Source organism: Streptomyces sp. NPDC002138, from assembly GCF_040296485.1.
Taxonomy (GTDB): domain Bacteria; phylum Actinomycetota; class Actinomycetes; order Streptomycetales; family Streptomycetaceae; genus Streptomyces.
The window spans coordinates 1-24017 of sequence record NZ_JBEOXE010000038.1; the positions used below are offsets into that span (position 1 = coordinate 1).

The 24017-nt window shown below is 72.7% G+C and carries 22 protein-coding genes; 11 read left to right on the top strand and 11 right to left on the bottom strand.

Annotated features, from left to right (window positions below):
• Positions 1–270 precede the first annotated feature (270 nt).
• Positions 271–993, top strand: coding sequence for a hypothetical protein (locus ABT084_RS23590; RefSeq protein WP_351047265.1), 723 nt, complete (start codon positions 271–273; stop codon positions 991–993).
• A gap of 10 nt (positions 994–1003) precedes the next feature.
• On the top strand, positions 1004–1432 hold the full coding sequence (locus tag ABT084_RS23595) for a PH domain-containing protein (RefSeq protein ID WP_351047268.1): 429 nt from the start codon (positions 1004–1006) through the stop codon (positions 1430–1432).
• 124 nt (positions 1433–1556) lie between these two features.
• On the opposite strand, the gene ABT084_RS23600 is transcribed toward ABT084_RS23595, so the two are convergent.
• On the bottom strand, positions 1557–1961 hold the full coding sequence (locus ABT084_RS23600) for a hypothetical protein (protein WP_351047271.1): 405 nt from the start codon (positions 1959–1961) through the stop codon (positions 1557–1559).
• Positions 1962–2075: 114 nt separating this feature from the next.
• Between ABT084_RS23600 and ABT084_RS23605 the strand changes: the two genes are divergently transcribed.
• Positions 2076–2972: a hypothetical protein gene (locus tag ABT084_RS23605; RefSeq protein WP_351047274.1), complete on the top strand. Its 897-nt coding sequence runs from the start codon at positions 2076–2078 to the stop codon at positions 2970–2972.
• A 48-nt stretch (positions 2973–3020) separates the two neighbouring features.
• Here ABT084_RS23605 and ABT084_RS23610 read toward each other — a convergent pair whose 3' ends face one another.
• Together ABT084_RS23610 and ABT084_RS23615 are read right to left on the bottom strand one after the other, a co-directional pair.
• Positions 3021–3209, bottom strand: coding sequence for a hypothetical protein (locus tag ABT084_RS23610; protein ID WP_351047277.1), 189 nt, complete (start codon positions 3207–3209; stop codon positions 3021–3023).
• Complete coding sequence (locus tag ABT084_RS23615; RefSeq protein ID WP_351047280.1) at positions 3197–4249, bottom strand: radical SAM protein; 1053 nt, start codon at positions 4247–4249, stop codon at positions 3197–3199. The genes ABT084_RS23610 and ABT084_RS23615 overlap by 13 nt, the downstream gene beginning before the upstream one ends.
• Positions 4250–4496: 247 nt before the next feature.
• Here ABT084_RS23615 and ABT084_RS23620 point away from each other — a divergent pair, with 247 nt between their 5' ends.
• A complete protein-coding gene (locus ABT084_RS23620) occupies positions 4497–6665 on the top strand; it encodes a tetratricopeptide repeat protein (RefSeq protein ID WP_351047283.1) in 2169 nt (722 codons plus the stop codon).
• 77 nt (positions 6666–6742) lie between these two features.
• On the opposite strand, the gene ABT084_RS23625 is transcribed toward ABT084_RS23620, so the two are convergent.
• From ABT084_RS23625 to ABT084_RS23635, 3 genes are all read right to left on the bottom strand, one after another.
• Positions 6743–7933: an SGNH/GDSL hydrolase family protein gene (locus ABT084_RS23625; RefSeq protein ID WP_351047286.1), complete on the bottom strand. Its 1191-nt coding sequence runs from the start codon at positions 7931–7933 to the stop codon at positions 6743–6745.
• A 308-nt stretch (positions 7934–8241) separates the two neighbouring features.
• Positions 8242–9861, bottom strand: a complete 1620-nt coding sequence (aceB, locus tag ABT084_RS23630; protein ID WP_351047289.1) for a malate synthase A — start codon at positions 9859–9861, stop codon at positions 8242–8244.
• 249 nt (positions 9862–10110) lie between these two features.
• The gene (locus ABT084_RS23635; RefSeq protein WP_351047291.1) at positions 10111–10818 is read right to left on the bottom strand and encodes a nucleotidyltransferase family protein; all 708 of its coding nucleotides are present in this window, start codon (positions 10816–10818) and stop codon (positions 10111–10113) included.
• Positions 10819–11062: 244 nt separating this feature from the next.
• On the opposite strand from ABT084_RS23635, the gene yczR reads away from it, so the two are divergent.
• Complete coding sequence (gene yczR / locus ABT084_RS23640) at positions 11063–12550, top strand: MocR-like transcription factor YczR (protein WP_351047293.1); 1488 nt, start codon at positions 11063–11065, stop codon at positions 12548–12550.
• Between the two features lie 26 nt (positions 12551–12576).
• Here yczR and ABT084_RS23645 read toward each other — a convergent pair whose 3' ends face one another.
• Together ABT084_RS23645 and ABT084_RS23650 are read right to left on the bottom strand one after the other, a co-directional pair.
• A complete protein-coding gene (locus ABT084_RS23645; RefSeq protein ID WP_351047296.1) occupies positions 12577–13206 on the bottom strand; it encodes a response regulator in 630 nt (209 codons plus the stop codon).
• The gene (locus tag ABT084_RS23650; RefSeq protein ID WP_351047299.1) at positions 13206–14510 is read right to left on the bottom strand and encodes a sensor histidine kinase; all 1305 of its coding nucleotides are present in this window, start codon (positions 14508–14510) and stop codon (positions 13206–13208) included. Before ABT084_RS23650 ends, ABT084_RS23645 begins: the two co-directional genes overlap by 1 nt.
• Positions 14511–14644: 134 nt before the next feature.
• Between ABT084_RS23650 and ABT084_RS23655 the strand changes: the two genes are divergently transcribed.
• Positions 14645–15745, top strand: coding sequence for an ABC transporter permease (locus tag ABT084_RS23655; protein WP_351047301.1), 1101 nt, complete (start codon positions 14645–14647; stop codon positions 15743–15745).
• Positions 15742–16425: an ABC transporter ATP-binding protein gene (locus ABT084_RS23660; protein ID WP_351047303.1), complete on the top strand. Its 684-nt coding sequence runs from the start codon at positions 15742–15744 to the stop codon at positions 16423–16425. Before ABT084_RS23655 ends, ABT084_RS23660 begins: the two co-directional genes overlap by 4 nt.
• A gap of 74 nt (positions 16426–16499) precedes the next feature.
• Here the strand turns inward: ABT084_RS23660 and ABT084_RS23665 are convergent, their stop codons facing one another.
• Entirely contained in the window at positions 16500–17306 is an 807-nt protein-coding gene (locus ABT084_RS23665) for an IclR family transcriptional regulator (protein ID WP_351047306.1), read from the bottom strand.
• Between the two features lie 327 nt (positions 17307–17633).
• Here ABT084_RS23665 and allB point away from each other — a divergent pair, with 327 nt between their 5' ends.
• A complete protein-coding gene (allB, locus tag ABT084_RS23670) occupies positions 17634–18977 on the top strand; it encodes an allantoinase AllB (RefSeq protein WP_351047309.1) in 1344 nt (447 codons plus the stop codon).
• A gap of 3 nt (positions 18978–18980) precedes the next feature.
• Positions 18981–20108 carry an allantoicase gene (gene alc, locus ABT084_RS23675; protein WP_502969048.1) on the top strand — a complete coding sequence of 376 codons (1128 nt, stop codon included), beginning with the start codon at positions 18981–18983 and terminating at the stop codon, positions 20106–20108.
• Between the two features lie 90 nt (positions 20109–20198).
• On the opposite strand, the gene ABT084_RS23680 is transcribed toward alc, so the two are convergent.
• Positions 20199–20936, bottom strand: coding sequence for an SDR family oxidoreductase (locus ABT084_RS23680; RefSeq protein WP_351047314.1), 738 nt, complete (start codon positions 20934–20936; stop codon positions 20199–20201).
• A gap of 184 nt (positions 20937–21120) precedes the next feature.
• Between ABT084_RS23680 and ABT084_RS23685 the strand changes: the two genes are divergently transcribed.
• A complete protein-coding gene (locus ABT084_RS23685) occupies positions 21121–21729 on the top strand; it encodes a dihydrofolate reductase family protein (RefSeq protein WP_351047317.1) in 609 nt (202 codons plus the stop codon).
• A 113-nt stretch (positions 21730–21842) separates the two neighbouring features.
• Positions 21843–22772, top strand: coding sequence for a DMT family transporter (locus ABT084_RS23690; protein WP_351047320.1), 930 nt, complete (start codon positions 21843–21845; stop codon positions 22770–22772).
• Between the two features lie 148 nt (positions 22773–22920).
• Here the strand turns inward: ABT084_RS23690 and ABT084_RS23695 are convergent, their stop codons facing one another.
• Complete coding sequence (locus ABT084_RS23695) at positions 22921–23925, bottom strand: Gfo/Idh/MocA family protein (RefSeq protein WP_351047323.1); 1005 nt, start codon at positions 23923–23925, stop codon at positions 22921–22923.
• Positions 23926–24017: the final 92 nt, after the last annotated feature.

Sequence of the window (24017 nt, forward strand, 5' to 3'; positions counted from 1 at the left end):
CGCGCGGCCGGGGGGGCGGGCCCCCGCCCGGCCGGGGGGCCCCCCCCCCCCCCCGGGGGGGGGGGGCCCCCCCCCCCACCGCCGTATGCGCGTAACGGCGCCCCGGAGGAGCTTCGACGGCGAGGTGGAAGCTGCTGCTCGAACCGCCGCGGCAGGTACGTGTCGTGACGGACTGCCAGGACCTCCCTGTGTGGTGATCGGCCGGCGTGCTCCAATGGGCGGACCGACGGGACAGGGGTCCGCGGGGGAACGAGGGGCAGGCGGGGGCCGGTGCAGAAGAAGACGATGCAGCTCGCGGTCTGGGTGGTGATCGCTCTTGTGGCGCTGTTGGCGGGGGTGGTGTCGGCGCTCGAAGTCCGCGGAGCGCTCGAGCGGGAGCATGAGTTCCGGGCCTCGCCGGTGTGTGCCTCCGTGCCGGTGGAGGCGTCGGCATGCGTATGGGATCAGGAGTTCAGCGTCCGGCGGGCGGACGTGCACCGGAGCGGCAAAGGCGATGAGCCGAAGGCGGAGTTGGCGCTGCCGAACGGCAAGCCTTGGACGGTGACCTTCCAGGACGCCGATCCGGTCGTATCGAAAATGGAACCGGGCGACGCGGTCCACGGCGTCATCTGGCACGGGCGGGTCGTCGAGGTGCGGGACGCCGACGGGCGGCGACAGAAGACGACGTTCAGCCCGCTGGGGTGGCCCGCTGACCGGCTCGGGGGCGCGCTCGCCTGCGTCTCATTCGGCCTGACCGCCCTCGTCGGATCACTGTGGGGGCTCATCCGCCGCCGCGACCGCCGGCACGCGCTCGCGGCGGCGGCGGTGCGGTGGCACAGCGTCGCCCTGGGCCTGACGGCCTTCCTGACGCTGTGGGCGCAGGCGAGCCGCGGCTGGCCCATCTGGGCGATCCCGGCGATCTGGGGGCCGATCGCGCTGATCTTGCTGGCCACGTCGGTGGCGTTCGCCGTCGCCGCGCTCCGCAGCGGTGTGGCGGACGACGCCGTGACGTAGGAACGCGGTCTTGGCCGTCCTCGTCGCCAAGACGGCCCTGCTGCTGTTCGTTCTATGGACCGAGGAGATCTTCCCCTCCTGGATGAAGCTCGGACTGAGCGTCCTCATCCCGCTGCTCTTGGCGGTGTTCGCCGTCCGTGTGCCACGATCAGGCACTCTGGTGGACCGCACCGGCATCCGCATCCGGGGGATCAGCCGCACACGCCGGTTGGCCTGGGAAGAGGTCCAGGACATCAGGTCCGAGCCGCTGAGAGGGGCTGATCTGAGCGCGTTCCTGCCCGAGGCCGTCGCGTACGCCTACCTGGCGGGTGGCAGGCGCAAGCTGCTCCTGCATGTGAACAACGAGGGGTACGACATGGACCACGAGATCGCCGTCATGCGTGCCGCCTGGGCCGAGCTGCGTGGCACGGGGTCCGTGCCGGAGGCGCCGGTCGCTTGACGGCCGGTCCGGGCTCCCGGCTCCGCATGCGGTCCGCCAAGAGGGCCGTGCCGGTGACCGGCGACGGCGCGTGCTGGCCGCAGCCATCAACGAATGGCTGCGACCAGCACTTTCACAACACGTCCTAGGGCGACCCCTGTCCGAAGCTGATCCCGCCGTTCACGGTGTCCGCCTGAATCACCGTGGTCGCGCGGGCGTTGCCCGCCACCTCGTTGTGCACGCCGCTCGTCCGCGGACCAAGCCCCAGCCGGGTACTGACGGCATCCGTCCAACTCTCCAACGCCGCCGCGAAATCGTCGTTCCGCGCCGCTTCCTCGAGGACGAGCCCGGCGAGCCTCCGGACCTGAGCCGGATCCCGCGGGTCTACGGGCAGCACATCCTCTTCGGGTGTTCCGGGTGAGCGCCGGGCGGCCCGCCGTGCGAGCCGGAGCAGCGACGTCCACGCCTCGCGCCCGGCCTCGGTCGCGGCGCCCGTCGCGGCCGCGGTCACCACCGCTGCCACCGCCTGCGCTGTCGACGCGTCGAACATGGGCTTCCCCTTCCCTCTCCGACCCTTCAAAGTAGCGCCTTCTGGCCGCCTCGGAGTGGTGAAGGAGCCCCGCGGGTAGTCATCCGCTGCCGACCGCGAGGACATGGGATGGACATGAGTACGGGTGCTGTGGACGCAAGCCTGGACTCCCTGCGGGTCGACGACAGGTCGATCAGGCTCGACTGCCCGGAGGGGTGGCTGCGGACGCACCGGCATCGGCTGTCGGTGTGCGGCGTCCATCTGGCGACGCCGGAAGAGGTGACGCACGGGGGATTCGTGAAGGACGCGATCGTGCCGGACGCGCCGGTGCCGCTGACCGCCGGGCGGCTCCGGCGCATCACACCGTTCCTGGCGGATCCCGGGACCCCCGCGGGCCTGTGCGTCGGCTTCGGCCGACTGGGCGGCTCCCAGCACCGGGTGGTGGCTGCCGCCTCGGAGGAGGCCGCCCGGCCGGACTTCGTACCCCACCACGGTGCGCGCTACGCGCTCGGCCCGCACGCCGGACGGCTGGTGGATGTGCTCACGGCGCGCGGCGGCACGCGGACCACCACCGTGATGGACCCGCGCATCGCCCGGTATTCGGAGCCCGCTGCAGCCCGCTGGGTGGGCATGCACTACGACAACGCCTGGACCGGCCGGGGTGAAGGCGAGCGCTATGCCCGCGACGTTCGGGTCGCGTGCGCGGAGCGGCGCGTCATTCACAACCTGGGGCCGGGCACCCGGTCACTGGTCTTCGCACTGAACATGTCCGCCCTCCATCTGTCGGACAGGGTCAGCCCCGGTGACGGCCGGAACGTACCGACCACCCAACAGCTCCGTGAGTTCCTCGCCGGACATCCGGACGAGGTGTCGAACCTCGTGTGTGCCGTCTGGACGACGGCGGTGGGAGAGCTGGTCGTGCTGCCCGCCGGACTCGCGCTGCACGACGGCTCGATGGAGGGCCGCCGGGATCCGTCCAGCGCCCTGGTCTTCGCCGGCGCCTTCCCGCGGGGTGCCTTCTCCCGGATGTGATCAGGCCCGGATGTGATCAGGCCCGGAGGTGATCAGGCCCGGGGGTGATCAGGCGCCGGGGTGGCCCCACGTCTGGCTCATCGACTGGAACGCGTGGAAGACGAGGCCACCGTCGCGATCGGACGGAGTGCTGCCCCGGGGTATCGGACGCATCAGCCATTCGAGGTGGTCCGCATGCGCGAGCAGAGCGTCCTCGATGGTCCGTTCCGGGACGTGTTCGCAGCTCAGGGATGACACAGTAACGCTCCTTCGGTCTTCGCCTGGTGGAGGTTCCGGCAGAAATTCGTCTCGGTACCGTCGAGCCGCCCCAGCTCGAAGAACTTGTTCGCCGGCCAGCTGCCGCCGCATGCGACGGCATAGCGGCAGGTCCGGCGGCAGGCGTCCACACCGGCGAGGGCCTCGCGGACCCAGGGAACCGAGCCCGCCCCGCCCAGCAGCTCCTCAAGGGGACGCCGCACTACGTTGCCCACCGTGAAGGCCCCGTGCTCCGGATGCCGGAAGCCCGCCAGATCCGGGGACATGACCGTCACCTCCCCGTTGTACGCCACGGTGGGAATGGGCTCCACGGGCATGCTCAGGACCTCCGCCGCGGTGATCCCCGATCGCACCGCGCCGTAGCAGTTCGCCACCGACTCGACTTCCCGCAGCCGCACCACGGGGTGCGCCCGCCACTGCGTGAACAGCTCGGCGAAGAAGGCCACCCATGCGCCCCTGTCCGCCGAGGAGCCTTCGCCATGGGAGCCCTTCGTTTCCTCGGGCAGGATTCCCAGGACCTCCGCCCCGATGGCGCAGGCGTGGGCGTAGACCGACCGGGCGGCCCCGGGCGCGGGATCGCGCACCACGGACAGCACGTGGAAGGGGATCCCCCGGCGCCGCAGCACCGCGATCCCGGCCGTGATCCTCCGCCAGGCGGGGCCGCCCCCGCGGGTGACCCTGCCCGCGTTCATGTCCCCCGGCCCGTCCACGCTCACGGACACCCGCACCTGGTACCGGTCGAACAGATCGCACCAGGCCTCATCGATCAAGGTCGCGTTCGTCTGGATCTGATGAGCGGTGCCGTCGGGCCAGTCGGAGAGCAGCTCGTCGAACTTCCGGACCCCGACCGTGAGCGGCTCTCCCGCGTGCCAGAGGACCCCGACCCGGTGCCCCGAGTCCCTCCAGCGGGCCACGGCCCCGGCGGCGGCGCGGTTGACGGTGGCCGGCATGTCGAGGCGCTTCGACCGGTCGGGCAAGTAGCAGTATCTGCAGTCGAGATTGCAGAAGGTCGTCGGCTGCATCACCAGAACGGACGGCCGCAGCCCGAGAGCCGCCCCCCTGTCACCGCCGGACACCGCATGCACGTGCAGCCTCCTACGGTCGTGGTACCGGGAGCCTTTTCATGGAACGGGTCGCGGCCGAGCGTGTCAATGGCACCCGCGGCGCGACCAACTGGACTGCAATGGTCCGCTTCGGCATGGCCGTGGACAGCGTTCCGCGCGCCCCCGTACGCTGGATCCCCGGCTTCCGGACGATTGATGCGGCGTCATGACAGATCGTGTTGATCCCCATCCATCCAGCGGCTCGCACAACGAATTTCCCGGTACCGCCGACAACGTCGTCCAGGCACGGCAGATCCTCGGTGGCGTGCACTTCCACACCGGACGCCCCACCGCGGCGACGGTGCCTCGTCAACTACCCCCGAGGCCCACCCATTTCGTGGGCAGGACGGCCGAACTGGCGCGGCTCGAGGCGCTCCTGGCGGCCTCCGGCACCGGCGACCCGGCCACCCTGCTGATCGCGGCCGTCGTCGGCGCCGCGGGAGCGGGCAAGTCGGCGCTCGCCATCCACTGGGCCCACGCCGTGCGCGACCGCTTTCCGGACGGTCACCTCTACCTCAACCTCCAGGGCTACGACGTCGGCCCTCCGCTCACCCCCCACCAGGCCCTGCAGAACTTCCTCGTGAGTCTGGACGTGCCTCCGGACACCATCCCGCCGGACCTGGACGCCAGGGCGGCCCTGTACCGCCACGTCGTCAGCGGGCGACGCCTGATCATCCTTCTCGACAACGCGCGCGGCGCCGCCCAGCTGCGTCCCCTCCTCCCCGGCACCTCAGGGTCGTTGATGCTGGTGACCAGCCGGAGCCAGCTGTCCGGTCTCGTCGTCCGCGAGGGGGCCCGGCGCATCGTCATCGGCCCGCTCGCCCCACAGGACGCGACCGAGCTGATGCGCTCCATCCTGGGCGGGGAACGCGTCGACGCGGAACCCGAGGCGTCCGCCCGGCTGGCGAGCCATTGTTTCCACCTTCCCCTGGCCCTGCGCATCGCGGCCGAGCGGGCGGCGCTCCATCCGCAGGTGCCCATCGCGGCCCTGGCCGGCGAACTCGACTCCGGAAGCCGGCGGCTGGACTTCCTGACCACCTATGACGACGACGAGACGACGGCGATCCGGGAAGTGTTCTCCTGGTCCTATCGCGAGCTTCCCCCCACGGCGGCGCGGACCTTTCGGCTTCTCGGACTGGTTTCAGGTCCCGAGATCAGCGTGCCGGCAGCCGCGGCCCTCACCGGACTCCCGCCGGGTCAGACCGCCCGCGTCCTCGGCGGGCTCGCCGGGCTGCATCTCCTCGAGTCGGCGGGCCCGGATCGCTACCGGTTCCACGACCTGCTGCGCGACTACGCCCGCGAGCGCGCGTCCGAGGATTCCCGGCAGGAGCGCTCGGCCGCTCTCCGGCGGCTGCTGACCTGGTACCTGTTCACAGCCGAGGAGGCGGCCGCGCGGCTCGACGTCCGCAGGGGGCCGGCGCCCTTCGACCGGACGCCCGGCGACCGTCCGCCACCCGCGCTGACCATCGTCTTCCCGTCCCGCGCCGCGGCGATGGCCTGGTGTGAGACGGAGTTCCCGAATCTCCTCGCGGCCTGCCGCCAGGCCGCCGAGGTGGGCGAGCACGTCGTGGCCTGGCAGCTGCCGATCGCCCTCAGGTCCTTCTTCCAGCTGCGACGGCCGACCACCGACTGGGTCACGGCCTCCGAGACGGCTGTCGCCGCCGCCCGTCACCTGGGTGACGCGCATGCCGAGGCGATCACCTTGCGGTCCCTCGGGGCGGCGCTCTCCTATCGCGGGTCGTACGAGGAGAGCCTGCGGCGCAACCGGGAGGCCCTCGCCATCAGCCGGGAGACCGGCGAGGACGAAGGGTGGTGCCTGAACAGCATCGGGGACTGCCTGGTGTCGCTCGGTCGTCACGACGAGGCGATCGAGCAGCTGGGCCAGGCGCTGGACGCCGCCGAACGCAGCGGCGACGCCGCTCTGGCCGCCCACTCCCTGGAGAACATCGCCCCCGCGTACAGCGCGCTGGGGCGCTATCTCGGCGAAGGCGAAGCGATCGATTGCCTGCAGCGGTCTTTGGCGATCTTCCGTGACCTCGGCCGTGCTTACGGAGAGGCGTTGGTACTGGACAAGCTTGCCGACGCCCACCTCTCCCTGGGCCACTTCGACGAAGCGGTCCGCTTCGCCACCCAGGCGCTCGCGTTGCACGAGGAGCTCGGCAACCGCCTCAGTGAGGCCGCCACCGCGCGCATCCTCGCGGGCGCCTTCGAGGGCAAGGGCCACGGCGCCGAAGCCCGGGCCCACCGGCTCCGCGCGCTCGTGACCCTCGAAGACCTCGGCCACCCCGACGCGGTCGACGTGCGGGCCGAGCTGGACCGCCCGGGGCCGGCGTGATGTCGTGACCGGCAGGCACGAGAGCGCCGAATGATCACGACATCACCCACGGATCACCCACGGATCACCCCCGGGTCCTATGAAGCCGGGGTCAGGTACATCCCGTTCTGGTCGCTCCCTGCGGTGTTGCGGCAGCCGAAGCCGCTGCTCGCGGGCTGCGCGGAGACGAGGGAGAGACAGCGCCCGGCGGCCAGCTGCCCGAAGTAGTTCGGGTGCATGTCCTCCTGGATCGGCCCCTGGGTCTGGCTGCTGTCGATCCAGCGCGCCCACTCGCTCGTCTTCGCCGACGCGGGAGCGGCAGTGGTCACCAGCTGGCTCGCCTTGGCGCAGACCTCGTGCCCCTGCATCATGTCCCGCAGGTCCAGGAACTGCGCGCCCTTGGCCGAGGCGACGGCCTTCAGCCGGTTCGCGATCTGCGGCACGAGCGAGTCGCGGGCCCAGTCCGAGTCCTTGTTCCAGAAGGGGCAGCCACCGGTGTTCAGGCGGCTCCAGTCGCTCTGCGTGTAGCGGTTCTCCGCGCCGCGCGGGATCGGCGACGGGTAGGACTGCAGCACGATCCGGTACGAGGAGTCGGCGTACCCGGCGCCGCGCATCACGGCACGGATCTCGTCGACCGACTTGCCGACCTTGGCCATGACGCCGTCCATCTTCTGGTCGACGACGCCCTGCTGGTCGTCGTAGCAGTAGGAGCCCCAGAGCACGAAGTCGTACGCGCACTCCTGGATGACGTCGGCGAAGCCGAGGTCGTTGCCGCCGACGGACAGTGCGATGACCTTGACGTTGTTCGTCGCGGCCACCCCGGCGAGCTGATCGGCCTGCGGGGCCTCGCCCTTGAAGGAGACGCCGCCGTTGGAGGCGCGGAAGACGTTGTCGGTGACCGCCCCGGAGCAGGCCAGGTTGATCGCGACATCGGCGATCGGACCGGCGCTGCGGATCTCGGCCGAGTCCGAGCGGTCGCACCCGTTGGCGGTGGCGCCGTATACCTTCGACGGGTCGTAGCTGCTGCCGCTGACCCAGGCGCGGTCGGTGCCCGTGCGATTGCCGCTGTTGGTCAGGCTGTTGCCCTTCCAGCGGCCGCCCTCGCCGGAGATGTAGCTGTCGCCCATGGAGACCACGGCGCTGGGTCCGTTCCCCGGGCCGGCGGCGGCGGTCCCGGCCCCGCCCGCCAGTAGGGCGCTGACGGCGAGCGGAAGGACGAGCCCGGCCCCGGCCAGTCGTCGCACACGACGGGCGGTCCGGGTCTTGCTGACGGTGCGGAATCCGATCACTGCGGAACTCCTGCGGTCGGCCACGCCGAAGTCGCGGACAACTCCGGTGTATGGCTGTGTAAGTGGGGGTACCGCCGGCCGGTGGCAGTCGGAAAGGTGACACGCCACACGTTGTTACCGCTAGGTAGCCGCAGATTACGATGAGGTAACGCCCGACCGTACGTTCGGTCTTGCCTGGTGGGCGGCGACCGCGGGCGGTGGGGCGGAACGTGAAAAAGGTCCGGCCCGGTACCTGGGGGTACCGGGCCGGACCTTCGTGACCGTCGGGGGTTCGGCTGCTGTGCGAGTCAGTCGAGGGCCGGGACGGGTCAGCCGGTGAGCTGGTCGTACGCGGGGAGGGTCAGGAAGTCGGCGTAGTCGGCGTCGAGGGAGACCTGGAGGAGCAGGTCGTGGGCCTGCTGCCACTTCCCGTTCGCGAAGGCTTCCTCGCCGACCTCGGCGCGGATCGCGGCGAGTTCGGCGGCGGCCACCTCGCGGGCCAGGTCCGCGGTGGCCAGGGTGCCGTTCTCGAAGACGACGCCCGCGTTGATCCACTGCCAGATCTGCGAACGCGAGATCTCGGCGGTCGCGGCGTCCTCCATCAGGCCGAAGATGCCGACGGCGCCGAGGCCGCGCAGCCACGCCTCGATGTAACGGATGCCGACCTGGACGGCGTTGCGCAGGCCCTCGTACGTCGGGCGGGCGTCCAGGGAGTCGATCGCGATGAGCTCGCCGGGCGCCACCGAGACGTCCTCGCGCAGCCGGTGCTTCTGGTTCGGCTGCGCGCCGAGCACCGCGTCGAAGGAGGCCATGGCGATCGGGACCAGGTCGGGGTGGGCGACCCAGGAGCCGTCGAAGCCATCGGCCGCCTCGCGGTCCTTGTCGGCCTTGACCTTCTCGAAGGCGACCTTGTTGATCTCGGCGTCCTTGCGGGACGGGATGAAGGCCGCCATGCCGCCGATGGCGTGCGCGCCGCGCTTGTGGCAGGTGCGCACCAGCAGTTCGGTGTACGCCCGCATGAACGGGGCGGTCATCGTCACCGCGTTGCGGTCGGGCAGGACGAACTTCTCGCCGCCGTCACGGAAGTTCTTCACGATCGAGAAGAGGTAGTCCCAGCGGCCCGCGTTCAGGCCGGCCGCGTGGTCGCGCAGCTCGTAGAGGATCTCCTCCATCTCGTACGCGGCGGTGATCGTCTCGATCAGGACGGTCGCGCGGACCGTGCCCTGCGGGATGCCGACGTAGTCCTGCGAGAAGACGAAGATCTCGTTCCAGAGGCGCGCCTCCAGGTGGGACTCGGTCTTCGGCAGGTAGAAGTACGGGCCCTTGCCGAGGTCGATCAGGCGCCGCGCGTTGTGGAAGAAGTAGAGGCCGAAGTCCACGAGGGCGCCGGGGACCGGGCGGCCGTCGATCTGGAGGTGGCGCTCCTGCAGGTGCCAGCCGCGCGGGCGCATGACCACGGTGGCGAGCTGGTCGGCGTCCTTGAGGGCGTACGACTTGCCCGTGCGCGCGTCGGTGAAGTCGATCCGGCGCTCGTAGGCGTCGATCAGGTTGAGCTGGCCGGTGACGACGTTCTCCCAGGTGGGAGCCGAGGCGTCCTCGAAGTCCGCGAGCCAGACCTTGGCGCCCGAGTTCAGGGCGTTGATGGTCATCTTCCGGTCGGTGGGACCGGTGATCTCCACGCGGCGGTCGTTGAGCGCGGCCGGGGCCGGCGCGACCTTCCAGTCGCCCTCGCGGACCTGTGCGGTGTCCGGGAGGAAGTCGAGGCTGGAGGTACGGGCGATCTCGGCGCGCCGGTCGGCGCGGCGGGCGAGCAGCTCGTCACGGCGGGGGGTGAACCGCCGGTGCAGCTCGGCCACGAACGCGAGGGCCGCTTCGGTGAGGACCTCGTCCTGCCGGGGCAGGGGCTCGGCATCGACGATGGCCAGCGGGGACGGCGCTGGTGCGGACATATCTGTCACTCCTTCAGCGGCGGTGCCTGGCGGCCGCGGGGGAATGCTCGCGCTGCGGCACGCAGTGCCGCTGACTGGAGAGAGTTCCGTGAAACGGTCGCGGGCGCCGTTTGTGGTTCAGGGCGCTTCTGACCAGTGGATAGTAATTTCCTCATGGTGGAAGTTCAATGGTTTGTTGATGTCGAGATTCTCTGGGTCGACAGATTCCGGCCTCCGGTGGCCCTGGGTGCCACGACGGTCACACCCTGCTCAACCGAGACGTGCCAGGTCGGGGGGCGTGTCGATGTCGAAGGGCTCGGCGACGTCCGCGCATTCCACGAGGACCAGCTCGTCGGCGTGTCGCTCGAGGTGCACCCGCGCGCCCCGGTCGCCGGTCGCCGTCGCCGCGATGTCCGCCCACCGGTCCGCCCCGAAGAGCACCGGGTGGCCGCGCTCGCCCTCGTACGCCGCCGCGACCAGACTCGCGGGGGAGCGGTAGGCCCGCCGGACGCGGGCCACGGCCTCCGCGTCGATGCCCGGCTGGTCCACCAGGGAGACCAGGGCCGCGGCCGCGTCCGTACCGGCCAGCGAGGTCAGTCCCACCCGCAGCGACGAGCCCATGCCCTCGGCCCAGTCCGGGTTCTCCACCACCACGCAGCCCGTGAGGTCCGCCCGCTCGCGCACCTCGTCCGCCGAGGCGCCCAGCACCACGTGCACCGGAGCGCAGCCCGCCTCGCGCAGCACGCGGACGGCGTTCTCGACGAGGGGGCGGCCCCGGTGGGGCAGGAGGGCCTTGGGCCGCCCGCCGAGCCGCCGGCCACCGCCCGCGGCGAGGAGCAGGCCCGCGATCACCGGGGCCGGGGCGTGGCCGCCGGGCGCGGAGTCGCGGGGAGCGGGGTCACCGGGCGCGGGGTCGAGCGGTGCGGAGCCGTGGGGAGCCGGTGCGGCCGGGACGCCTGAGGAGTCGGAGTCTGACATGCCTCCGATTCTCCCTCCCGGCCCTTCCCCGGAGCCGGGCGGGCCGAGCGCAGCAGGGTCCGGACGGCGGCCAGGGCGGCCCCGATCCGCGGCGGCGAGGAGATCCGGTTCTCGGTGGCCAGGACCAGGGCGCGTTCGTCGCGGTCGGTCAGCATTTTCGGTACGTCCTTGCCAATCGGGGGCCAATACCGAGAGTCTGGACCTCGATTGGCCTGGCAGGCAGAGCCAATCGGGGGAGGTTGGCATGGCAAACGAGCGAGTCGTCCAGACGGCGGACAGGGCCCTCGGCAGTCGGCAGCTCACGGCTCTGCTGCCCGCGGACGTCCGCGCCCGCCCCGGCTACCGCGCCCTCGCCGACGCCGTCCGCACCCTGATCCTCGACGGCCGGATCGCCCTGCACGTCCGTCTCCCCGCCGAACGCGACCTCGCCGAAGCGGTCGGCGCCAGCCGGGCCACCGTCTCCAGCGCCTACGACCTGCTGCGCGAGAGCGGATACGTCCGCAGCCGCCGCGGATCCGGCACCTGGACCGAGCTCCCCGACGGCCACGTGCCCGTCGGCGCCCACGCCCTCCTCGGCGCGGGCGGCTACAGCGCCGACGGGGACCCCGGCATCGACCTCGCCATCGCCGCCATGGGCGCCCCCGGCGCGAGCCTCTCCGACGCCCTGGGGCGAGCCGCGGCCCGGCTGCCCGCCCTGGCCCGCACCCCCGGCTACCACCCCTTCGGCCTGCCCGACCTGCGCGCGGCCGTCGCCGAGCGCTTCACCCGCCGCGGCCTGCCCACCCGGCCCGAGCAGATCCTGGTCACCTCGGGCGCCCAGCAGGCCTTCACGCTCGTCACCAGCCTGCTCTGCCGGGCCGGGGACCGGGTGGTCACCGAGAACCCGACCTACGCCAACGCCCTCGACGCCCTGCGCCACGCCCGGCTGCGCACCGCCTCCATCGCCGTCTCCGACGCCGGGTGGGACATGGAGATCGCCGAGTCCACCCTGCGCCAGACCGTGCCGCGGCTGGCCTACGTCATACCCGACTTCCAGAACCCCACCGGGGCCCTGATGCCCCCCGACCAGCGGCTGCGGCTGCTGGCCGCCAGCCGCCGCACCGGGACCTGGCTGCTCGTCGACGAGACCATCGCCGACATCGCCCTCGACGTGCCCGCGCCGCCGCCAATGGCCTCGCTCGCCCCGCGCGGCGGCGCCGACCACGTGGTCACCATCGGTTCGCTGAGCAAGACGCACTGGGGCGGGCTCCGGGTCGGCTGGATCCGGGCCACCGCGAAGATGATCGCCGAGCTGACGAGCGTACGCGTCAGCACCGACATGACCGGCTCGGTGCTCGACCAGCTCGTCGCGCTGCCCCTGCTGGAAGGCCTCGACAGGGCGCTGCCCGAGCGGCTCGCGCGGCTGCGCGAGCAGCGGGCCGCGCTGGTCGCCTCGCTGCAGCGGCACACCCCGGAGTGGTCGTGGAAGTTGCCGCCCGGCGGGCTCTCGCTGTGGGTGGACCTCGGCGAGCCGGTCGGCTCGGCCCTCGCCGAACGCGCCCGGGCCGGCGGGGTCCACATCGGCCGCGGCGCCCGCTTCGGGGTGGACCCGGGGACCTTCGAACACCGCCTGCGCATCCCGTACACGCTCCCCGCCGACCGCCTGGACGAGGCCGTACGCCGCCTCGCCACGGCCCTCCACGAGGGCGTCCCGCTGACCCCCGCGGTGGAACGCCCGCACTGGGTGGCCTGACCCGCCCGCCCGGCCCCCGGGGCCTCTCAGGGGGTGCGGATGAGGCGGCGGGCGTTCGCCGCTGCCACCGCCGAGGTGCGGGAGTCCACGCCGAGCTTGGCGTAGATGTGGACCAGGTGGGACTTCACGGTGGCCTGGCTGAGGAAGAGCTTCTTGGAGATCTGCTGGTTCGACAGCCCGTCGGCCACCAGCTGGAGGACCTCCAGCTCCCGCTTCGTCAGCGCCTCCGCCGGGGTCCGCATCCGGTCCATCAGGCGCAGCGCCACCGCCGGGGCGAGCGCGGACTGGCCGGCGGCCGCCGTCCGCACCGCCGCGGCCAGTTCCTCCGGCGGCGCGTCCTTGAGGAGGTAGCCGGAGGCGCCCGCCTCGACCGCGGCCAGGATGTCCGCGTCGGTGTCGTACGTCGTCAGGACCAGCACCCGCGGGGCGCCCGGCCGGGCCGTGATCAGCGCCGTGGCCTCGGAGCCGTGCATCCCGGCGCCGAACTGGAGGTCCATCAGCACCACGTCCACCGGCTCCGAGGCGGCCAGCTCCACCGCCCGCTCGGCGGTCGCCGCCTCGGCGACCACCGTGAAACCGGGCTCGGTGTCCAGGACCGCGCGCAGCCCGGCCCGGACCACCGGGTGGTCGTCGGCGAGCAGCAGCCGGATGGTCATCAGGGGGCCTCCACGGGCAGGGGCAGGGTGACGGCCACGGCGGTGCCCTGGCCCGGCGCGGACTCCACGGTGAAGATGCCGCCCAGGGTCTCGGCGCGCGAACGCATCGCGGGCAGCCCGAAGCCGCCCCCGCCCCCGCCGGAGCGGGCCGCCGCGGGGTCGAAGCCGCGGCCGTCGTCCACGATGTCCAGGGTCACGGAGGCCTCCATGAAGGTCAGGGTGAGCTCGGCGCGCCCCGCCCCCGCGTGCCGCACCACATTGGCCAGCGCGGACTGGGCGATGCGCAGCAGGGCCACCTCGTACGGCGTCGGCAGGACGGCCGGGCTCCCGCTCAGCGAGAACCGGGCCCGCACCCCCGGGGCGCCGACGCACAGCCGCTCCAGGGCGGCGGCGAGCGAGCCGTGCTCCAGGTCGGGCGGGGTCAGCGCCCGCACGAACCGCCGGGCCTCGGCGAGGTTGTCCTGGGCGGCCTCCCGGGCCCGGGCGATGTGCCCGAGCGCGGCCGCCCGGCCCTCGTCGCCCGGGCCGTCGGCGAGCCCGGGCCCGGATCCCTCCGGCGCCGGTCCGTCACCGAGGGAGCGTTCCGCCGCGCGCAGCAGCAGCTGGATGGAGGAGAGGCCCTGGGCCAGGGTGTCGTGGATCTCGCGGGCGAGCCGCTCCCGTTCGGCCAGGATGCCCGCGCCCCGCTCGGCCGCGGCGAGTTCCGCGCGGGTGGTGATCAGCTCCTCGATCAGCTCGCGGCGGCGCTCGCTCTCCCGGTACAGCGCCTGGTAGCCCAGGACGGTCGCCACCGCCACGGCGCCGCCCAGCAGCGGCCCCAGGAATGCCCCCGGGGTCACCGTGCCGCTGTGCCCCAGGAAGCCCCCGATCGCCGCGCACGCGGTCAGCGCGACCGCCGCGACCCCCCAGCGCAGCCGGAGCAGGTGCAGCTCGAGGAAGTACAGCGGGAAGGCGATCCACAGCCCGTCGGGGGAGACCACGAGCAGCCCGGCCCAGGCGGCGCCGAGCCCCGCCAGCCAGAGCGCCCCGGCCCGCGCCGAGCGGTGCACGACGGGCGCCCGTACCCCCGCGACGTACACGGCGGCGAGCACCGCGCACGCGGCGATCACCCACCCCGCGCGGGGCGCGGAACCGGTCACGGCGCGCCCCGCGGCCAGGGCGAGCAGCCCGAACAGCAGGGCGTGCAGGCACAGCCGCAGCACCCGGGAGACGGGCGTCAGCGCGCGGGCGACCGCGGTGGCCGGCGTCGGGCGGGGGCCCGGCCGCGAAGGCCGGAAAGGGCGGGTGGTACGGGCGGATTCCATGGCCCGACCAGCGTAGATCGACCCCGCCCGGCCCCGGTCAACCAAAAGTTTGATGTCGCCCTGCTCCCTTCGATACCAGGATCCCTCCCGTGGCGCGATGCCCTGGGCCCGCGCCGAAGACCAAGGTGGGAAGCATGTTCGTCGCATGGAGAGATCTCCGGTTCGCCAAAGGCCGCTTCGCCCTGATGGGCGCGGTGGTGGTGCTGATCACGCTGCTCGTGGGCCTGCTGTCGGGGCTCACCTCCGGACTGGCCCGGGAGAACATCTCGGCCATCACCGGTCTGCCCGCCACCCGCCTCGCCTTCGCCGCCCCCGCCGGTGACCAGAAGGTGTCCTTCACCAATTCCCAGCTCCCCGAGAGCGCCTGGCGGGCCTGGCGGGGGCAGCCGGGCGTGACGTCCGCCGACCCGCTCGGCATCCGCACCACCAACGCCGCCGCCGGAGAGCGCACCGCGGCCGTCTCCGTCTTCGGCGTCGAACCCGGCGGCCGGCTCGCCCCGAAGGGCGCGGGCACGGCCCCCGCCCTCGGCCAGGGCCGGGTCGTCCTCACCGAGAAGGCCGCCAAGGAACTCGGCGGCCTGAGCGCCGGCTCCAAGCTCCGGATCGGCTCGCTGGAGCTCACTGTCGGCGCCGTCTCCGGGACCGCCTCCTACAGTCACACCCCGGTCGTGTGGATGGACCTCCACGACTGGCAGCGCATCGGCGGCCCCGGCACCTCCATGGAGACCCTGGCGACGGTCGTCGCCCTCGGCTCCGGCGGGGAGGTGGACTGGGCGGCCGGTGACAAGGCCTCCGCCAGCAAGAGCGAGACCATCGACGGGGCGCTCGGCGCCATCGGCTCCTACCAGGCGGAGAACGGCTCGCTCCAGCTGATGCGCGGGTTCCTCTTCGTCATCTCCGCCCTCGTCATAGGGGCCTTCTTCACGGTCTGGACGATCCAGCGCAGCGGGGACGTCGCCGTCCTCAAGGCCCTGGGCGCCTCCACCCCGTACCTGCTGAAGGACGCGCTCGGCCAGGCCGTGGTGATGCTCGCCGTCGGTACGGGCCTCGGCACCGGGCTCGCCGCCGGATTCGGCGTGCTGATCAGCGGTGGCGCCGTGCCCTTCGTCCTGGACGCCGCCACCGTCCTGGTCCCCGCCGCCATCATGATCGCGCTGGGCGCGGTCGGGGCGGCCCTGTCCATCCGGCGGATCACCGCCGTCGACCCGCTGACCGCCCTCGGGAGCGCCCGATGACCCTCCTCGTCCACGACGTCACGCTCACCTACCCGGACGGCGACACCCGGCTCACCGCTCTGGACGCGGTGCACCTGGAGGTCCCGGCGGGCACCTTGACCGCGGTGGTCGGCCCCTCCGGCTCCGGCAAGTCCAGCCTGCTCGCGGTGGCGGCCACCCTGGTCACCCCGGACTCGGGCCGGGTCGTGGTGGCGGGGGAGGACACCGCGACGCTCGGCGCCGCCGACACGGCGCGGCTGCGCCGAGAGCGGATCGGGATCGTCTTCCAGCAGCCGAACCTGCTGGCCTCGCTGACCGCCGCCGAGCAGCTCCAGGTGATGGCCCACCTCTCGGGGCGGCCCTCCCGGCAGCTGCGCGGCCGCGCCCTGGAGCTGCTCGACGCGGTCGGTCTGTCGGACAAGGCCGACAAGCGCCCGCACCAGCTCTCCGGCGGTCAGCGCCAGCGGATCAACATCGCCCGCGCGCTGATGAACGAGCCCGCCGTGCTGCTGGTCGACGAGCCCACCAGCGCCCTGGACCACGAGCGCGGCGCGGCCATACTCGACCTGCTGGTCACCCTCACCCGCGAGCGCGCGACGGCCACCGTCCTGGTCACGCACGACCACGCGCACCTGGAGCGGATGGACCGCACGGTGACGATGACCGACGGCCGCCTGACGGAGGTCGTCGCGGCGGCCTGATCCGGGTACGGAAGGACCCCGGCGCCCCTCCTGTGAGGCGCGCCGGGGTCCTCGCGTACGGGTGTGGCCGCGCGCTACTGCGCCGGGTTCTGCGTGGAGAGCACCACCGACAGCTCGGCCGCGACGCCCTGCAGGATCGGCACGATCGAGTCGGTCAGGGCCTCGGTGACCCGGCCGGCCGGACCGGAGATGGAGATCGCGGCGGCCGTCGGCGAATTCGGCACCGAGACGGCGAGGCAGCGGACCCCTATCTCCTGCTCGTTGTCGTCGACCGCGTAGCCCACCTCGCGGACCTGCTCCAGCGCCGCGAGGAAGCCCTCGGGGGTGGTGATGGTCTTCTCGGTCGCGGCGGGCATGCCCGTCCGGGCGAGCAGGGCCCGGACCTCGTCGGCGGGGGTGTACGCGAGCAGCGCCTTGCCCACGCCCGTGGAGTGCGGCAGCACCCGGCGGCCGACCTCGGTGAACATGCGCATGGAGTGCTTCGAGGGCACCTGGGCGACGTAGACGATCTCGTCACCGTCGAGCAGGGCCATGTTCGCCGTCTCGCCGGTCTCCTCGACCAGGCGGGCGAGGTAGGGGCGGGCCCATGTGCCCAGGAGGCGCGACGCGGACTCGCCGAGGCGGATCAGCCGGGGGCCGAGGGAGTACCGTCGGTTGGGCTGCTGCCGGACGTAGCCGCACGCCACGAGGGTGCGCATGAGGCGATGAATGGTGGGCAGGGGCAGCCCGCTGGTGGCGGACAGCTCGCTGAGGCCGACTTCGCCCCCGGCGTCGGCCATGCGTTCGAGCAGATCAAAGGCGCGCTCCAGGGACTGGACACCGCCGCTGGCTGCGGGGGTCTTTGAGGAAGCGTCGGTGGTGCTGGCGCTGGACGTCGGCACGGCGCGGTCCTTTCGGTGCTGGCAGGCAAGGCAGCAGCCTACCCGGCGGTCGGCATCGGCCCTAGTGCCGGGGCCAGGCCGTCTTTGCCGGTCAGAGGCGGTTTGTCCAGGTGTCTGGCCGCCTCGGGAGGTCACCCGCCGGAGCCCCGGTGGTGGTAGCTACATTCTGTAGAGCGAAATCTTAATTCCATCCTGTGGAAACATCCAATTGCGATGCGGGTGTGTCAGTGGTCCGTCCGGGGGCTCTTGACTGGCCCCGCATCGGCGTGAAGACTCCGTCAACAGAACGTTGAATTTCGCTCTGTGGAAGTAGATGGGGAGGTTCCGGTGTCCGCCGACGTCGTGGAACTGGTACTGCGCTCGACGCGCGTCATCACCCCCGAGGGGACGCGTGCCGCCTCGGTCGCCGTCGCCGACGGAAAGATCGTGGCCGTACTGCCGTACGAGGCCGAGGTGCCGGCGAGTGCCCGGCTGGAGGACTTCGGGGACGACGTACTGCTCCCCGGACTGGTCGACACCCACGTCCACGTGAACGACCCGGGCCGCACCGAGTGGGAAGGCTTCTGGACGGCCACCCGCGCCGCCGCGGCCGGTGGCATCACCACCATCCTGGACATGCCGCTCAACTCCCTCCCGCCGACCACCTCGGTCGACAACCTGCGCGTCAAGCAGGAGGTCGCCCGCGCCAAGGCGCACGTGGACATCGGCTTCTGGGGCGGCGCGCTGCCCGACAACGTCAAGGACCTGCGCCCCCTGCACGACGCCGGGGTCTACGGCTTCAAGTGCTTCCTGTCGCCCTCCGGCGTGGACGAGTTCCCCGAGCTCGACCAGGAGCAGCTGGCCACCTCCCTCGCCGAGATCAGCGGCTTCGGCGGCCTGATGATCGTGCACGCCGAGGACCCGCACCACCTGGAGTCCGCGCCGCAGGTGCCCGGCCCCAAGTACGCCGACTTCCTCGCCTCCCGCCCGCGGGACTCCGAGAACACCGCGATCCAGAACCTGATCGCCCAGGCGAGGCGGCTGGACGCGCGCGTCCACGTGCTGCACCTGTCCTCCTCGGACGCGCTGCCGCTGATCGCCGCGGCCAAGGCCGAGGGCGTGCGGATCACCGTCGAGTCGTGCCCGCACTACCTCACCCTGACGGCCGAGGAAGTACCGGACGGCGCCAGCGAGTTCAAGTGCTGCCCGCCCATCCGCGAGGCCGCGAACCAGGACCTCCTGTGGGAGGCGCTCGCCGACGGCACCATCGACTGCATCGTCTCCGACCACTCGCCCTCCACGGCGGACCTGAAGACGGACGACTTCGCGACCGCGTGGGGCGGCATCTCCTCCCTGCAGCTGGGCCTGCCGGCGATCTGGACCGCGGCGCGCGAGCGCGGGCACACCCTGGAGGACGTCGTCCGCTGGATGTCCGCCGCCCCGGCGAAGCTGGCGGGTCTGGCGGACAAGGGCGCGATCGAGGCCGGCCGCGACGCCGACTTCGCCGTCCTGGCCCCCGAAGAGACCTTCACCGTGGACCCGGCCCACCTGCACCACCGCAACCGGGTGACGGCGTACGCGGGCAAGACCCTGCACGGCGTCGTGAAGTCCACCTGGCTGCGCGGTACGCAGATCGCCGACCACGGCACCCCGAACGAGCCCACCGGCCGACTCCTCGAAAGGCAGAACTGACAAGTGGCGCAGCATTCGACTCCTTTGGCTTCTTTCACCGGTAACGCGAACCCGTACGGGGGCGGCGACCCGTACGCGGACTACCGCACCGCGGACTTCCCCTTCACCCAGTACGCGAACCTCGCCGCCCGCACCCTGGGCGCCGGTGTCACCTTCGCCAACGACGAGTTCTTCGCCGAACGCGAGAACCTGCTCATCGAAGAGGCCGCGCACTTCGACCCCGAGCACTTCGGCCACAAGGGCAAGGTCATGGACGGCTGGGAGACCCGCCGCCGCCGCGGCGTCTCGGCCGAGCAGCCCTGGCCGACCCCCGAGGACCACGACTACGCCCTGATCCGCCTCGGCGCCCCCGGCGTCATCCGCGGCATCGTCGTCGACACCGCGCACTTCCGCGGCAACATGCCGCAGGCCGTCTCCGTCGAGGGCACCTCGGTGGCGGGTGCCCCCACCCCCGAGGAGCTCCTCGGCGACGACGTGAAGTGGACGACCCTCGTCCCGCGCACCGCCGTCGGCGGCCACGCGGCCAACGGCTTCGAGGTATCGGCCGAGCAGCGCTTCACGCACCTGCGCCTCAACCAGCACCCCGACGGCGGCGTCGCCCGCCTGCGCGTCTACGGCGAGGTCGTCCCGGACCCGCGGTGGCTCGCCGCGCTGGGCTCCTTCGACGTGGTCGCGCTGGAGAACGGCGGGTCGGTCCAGGACGCGTCCAACCGCTTCTACTCCCCGCCGACCAACACCATCGCGCCGGGCCGCTCGCGCAAGATGGACGACGGCTGGGAGACCGCCCGTCGCCGCGACAACGGCAACGACTGGATCCGCTACCAGCTCGTCGCCGAGTCCGAGATCCGCGCGGTCGAGATCGACACCGCCTACCTCAAGGGCAACTCGGCGGGCTGGGCCTCGCTCTCCATCAAGTCCGGCGAGGACGGCGAGTGGCAGGAGTTCCTGCCGCGCACCCGCCTGCAGCCCGACACGAACCACCGGTTCGTGCTCGACGCCCCGGCGGTCGGCAGCCACGTCCGCATCGACATCTTCCCGGACGGCGGCTTCTCCCGCCTGCGTCTCTTCGGCTCGCTGACGGACCAGGGCGCGACCGCCCTGACCGCCCGTCACCAGGAGCTGGGCGGCTGATCCCGCGCTGAACAGCCCGGTGGGGCGCCGCGGATGCACAGGCATCCGGGGCGCCCCACCGGCACGTGCGGGCGGCGAAACCCGGAAGGGCTACGCCGCGTGGCCGCCGTCCACCGAGAACTCGGCGCCCGTCACGTAGGCCGCGTCCGGTCCGGCGAGGAAGGAAACCGTCGCCGCCACCTCGTCCGGGGTGCCGAAGCGCCCGAGGGCGGTCATCGCGCTCTGCCCGGCGGCGTACGGTCCGTCGGCCGGGTTCATGTCGGTGTCCACCGGGCCCGGGTGGACCAGGTTCGCCGTGATGCCGCGCTCGCCCAGCTCCCGGGCCAGGGCCTTGGTGAGCCCGATCAGCGCCGCCTTGCTCATCCCGTACAGGCAGCCGCCCGGGCCCGGCACCCGCTGGGTCATGCAGCTGCCGATGGTGATGATCCGGCCGCCGCGGCCGAGCCGGGCCGCGGCCGCCTGCGCCGCGAGGAAGGCCCCGCGCACGTTGACCGCGAGCACCCGGTCCACATCGGCCAGCGTCAGCCCGTCCAGCGGGCCGAGCACCCCGACGCCCGCGTTGTTGACCAGGACGTCGAGGCGCCCCAGCTCCCGCACGGTGCGCTCCACCGCCGCGGCGGCGGCCGCCGGGTCGCCCGCGTCCGACCGCACGGCCAGGCCGGTGCGTCCGTACGCCTCGATCTTGCGGACGACCTCCGCGGCCGCCTCGCCGTCGCTGACGTAGGTGATCGACACGTCCGCGCCGTCGGCGGCCAGGCGCAGCGCGGTCGCCGCGCCGATGCCCCGGCTGCCGCCCGTCACCAGGGCCACGGTGCTGTCGCTCTTCATGGTCTTCCTCCCGCACATGTCGTAAGTGGTTGCGGGTTCAATGAAAGCGGCGGGGCGGTGCCCGCGCTGGCAGGAATCGGACCTCGCGTTCACGCGCGCCGCACCGATGAGTTCCGTACCGGGCGGGAGTCTGAATCCACGTACGGGCCGACGGACGGGCCCCACCCGCAAGGAGACGAGCGACATGGGCAAGCTTTCCCTCATCACCTTCCTCACCCTCGACGGCGTGATGCAGGCACCCGGCGGCCCGGAGGAGGACCCGAGCGGCGGGTTCTCCTACGGCGGCTGGCAGGTGCCCTTCGAGGACGAGGGCGTGGGCGAATTCGTGACCGCGGCCTTCGACCGGGCCGGGGCCTTCCTGCTGGGGCGCCGGACCTACGAGATCTTCGCGGGGTACTGGCCCAAGATGACCGACCCCGACAACAGGATCGCGGCCAAGCTCAACGGCCTGCCCAAGTACGTGGCCTCGGGCACCCTGGAGAACCCGGAGTGGGAGAACAGCAGCGTCCTCGGCCCCGACCTGGAGGCGGAGATCGCCCGCATCAAGGCGGAATCCGATGGCGAGGTGCACATCTGGGGCAGTGGGGAGCTCGTCGGGTGGCTGCTGGCCCGCGACCTCGTCGACGAACTGAACCTGCTGGTCTACCCCCTCATCCTCGGGGCCGGGCGGCGCCTCTTCCCGGCCGGGGGACCGCCCACCACCTGCGAACTCACCGATTCCCGGATCACCTCCGGCGGGGTCGCCATCCACACCTACCGGCCCACGGGCCGGGCCTCCTTCGGCTCCTACTGAGAAGCCCGCCCACCAGCCGAAACGCGGTGTACCCGCCGGTCGGCGCTCCGGTACGGTGACGGCACCCGTGCGAGCCACCGAAGTCTCCGCCCCCGACCAGTCGTTGGAGACCCGTGTCCACGCTCGCCGCCGTACCGGCGCCCGGCCTCGCACCCCGCCGTGCCTGGCTCACCGACCTGCCCGTGCTGCTCGTCGCCCTCGTCTGGGGCGGCAGCTACCTGGTGGCCAAGGGCGTCACCACCCCGCACACCGTGATCGCCGTCCTGGTGCTGCGCTTCGCCCTGATCCTGCCGGTCCTCGTGGTGGCCGGGGCGCGGCGGCTGCGCGCGCTGCGGCCCGCCCAGTGGCGCGGCGGCGCCCTGCTGGGTCTGGTCCTCGGCGTGATCTTCCTGCTGGAGACCTACGGGGTCGTCCACACCTCCGCCACCAACGCCGGGCTGATCATCAGCCTGGCCATGATCTTCACTCCGCTCGCCGAGGCCGTGCTGCGCCGGGTCCGCCCCCCGGCGGCCTTCCTCGCCGCCGCGGGCGTCTGCGTCACCGGGGTCGTCCTGCTCACCCAGGGCGCGGGCTTCACCACGCCCTCCGTCGGTGACCTGCTGATCCTCGGCGCCGCGCTCGCCCGCACCCTGAACGTGCTGCTGACCGCCCGGATCAAGTCCGTCCAGGACGCCGACCCGCTCTCGCTGACCACCGTCCAGCTCGGCGGCGCCGTACTGGTCTTCGCGCTGCTCGCGGCCCTGCCCGGGACGGGCGCCACCCCGTGGGCCGCGGCCGCCGGCTTCGGCCCCCGCGCCTGGGCGGCCCTGGCCTTCCTCACCGTCTTCTGCACCCTGTTCGCCTTCTTCGCGCAGATGTGGGCCCTGCGCCGCGCCTCGCCCTCCCGGGTCAGCCTGCTGCTCGGCACCGAACCGCTGTGGGCGGCCGCCGCGGGCATCGCCATCGGCGGCGAACACCTGGGCGCCGCGGGACTCGTGGGCGCCGTCCTCGTGCTGGCCGGCACCGCCTGGGGCCGCCGCGCCGCGGCCCCGGACCCCGCCTGAACCCCGAGCCCGACGAGTGGCCGAAAACGCCGCATCCACGGATCAACGGCCGCCGTACGGTGGACCGATGCCAGTAGTCGACATCAGTGGGAACGCCGAGGAGTTCACGGCCGATCCCTTGAGCCGGTAGCCGTACGTGGCCCTCCGCTCAGAGGCCGGGCAGCTCGGCCAGCGTCACCCGCCGCCGCTCCCGCCGCGACAGCTCACAGGCCTCGGCGATCCGCAGCGCGGCCAGCGCCTCCCGGCCGTCGCACGGATTGCCGCCCTCGCCGCGCACCAGGCTCACGAAGGCGGCCAGCTCCGCCTCGTAGGCGGGCCCGAACCGCTCCAGGAAGCCCGCCCACGGCTTGGTCGCCGGGGGAGGGCCCTGCGGTTCGGTCGAGGCGATCGGCGTACGGTCGTCCAGCCCGGCCGCGACCTGGTCCAGCTCGCCGGCCAGCTCCATGCGGACGTCGTACCCGGCGCCGTTGCACCGGCTGCCGGTGCAGGTCACGAGCGTGCCGTCGGTCAGGGTCAGCACCGCCGCCGCCGTGTCCACATCACCCACCTCGCGGAACCGCGCGGGCCCCGCGTCCGACCCGGTCGCGTACACCTCGGCCACCTCGAGCCCGGTCACCCAGCGCACCATGTCGAAGTCGTGCACGAGGCAGTCCCGGTACAGGCCCCCGGACCCGGCCAGATAGGCGGCGGAGGGCGGCGCCGGATCCGCGGTCATCGTCCGTACGGTGTGCAGCCGGCCCAGCGCGCCCGAGCGCACCAGCTCCCGAGCCGTCACGTACCCCGCGTCGAAGCGCCGCATGAAGCCCACCTGGAGCACCCCGCCGACGGCCGCCACCTCGCGCAGCACGGCGAGGCTGCGGCCCAGGTCGGCGGCCACGGGCTTCTCGCAGAACACCGGCAGCCCGGACCGTACCGCCCGGACCACCAGCTCCGCGTGGCCCGAGGTCGCGCACGCCACCACCAGCGCGTCCACGCCCCAGGTGAAGATCTGGTCGACACTGGGCGCGGCGGTGGCCCCCAGCCGGGCGGCCAGCAGCGCCGCCCGCGCCGGGTCGGCGTCGGCGAGCACCAAAGATCCCGCCTGCGGCTGGCGTGCCAGCGCCGCGGCATGGAAGGAACCGATCCGGCCCGTACCGATGAGCCCGATGCGCATGCACTCAACGTGACCCCGTCCGGGTCACGTGTCAATCCGCCCGGCCTGCCCCGATGACCACCTCGTGGTCCACTGTGGCGGATACTGGGCGG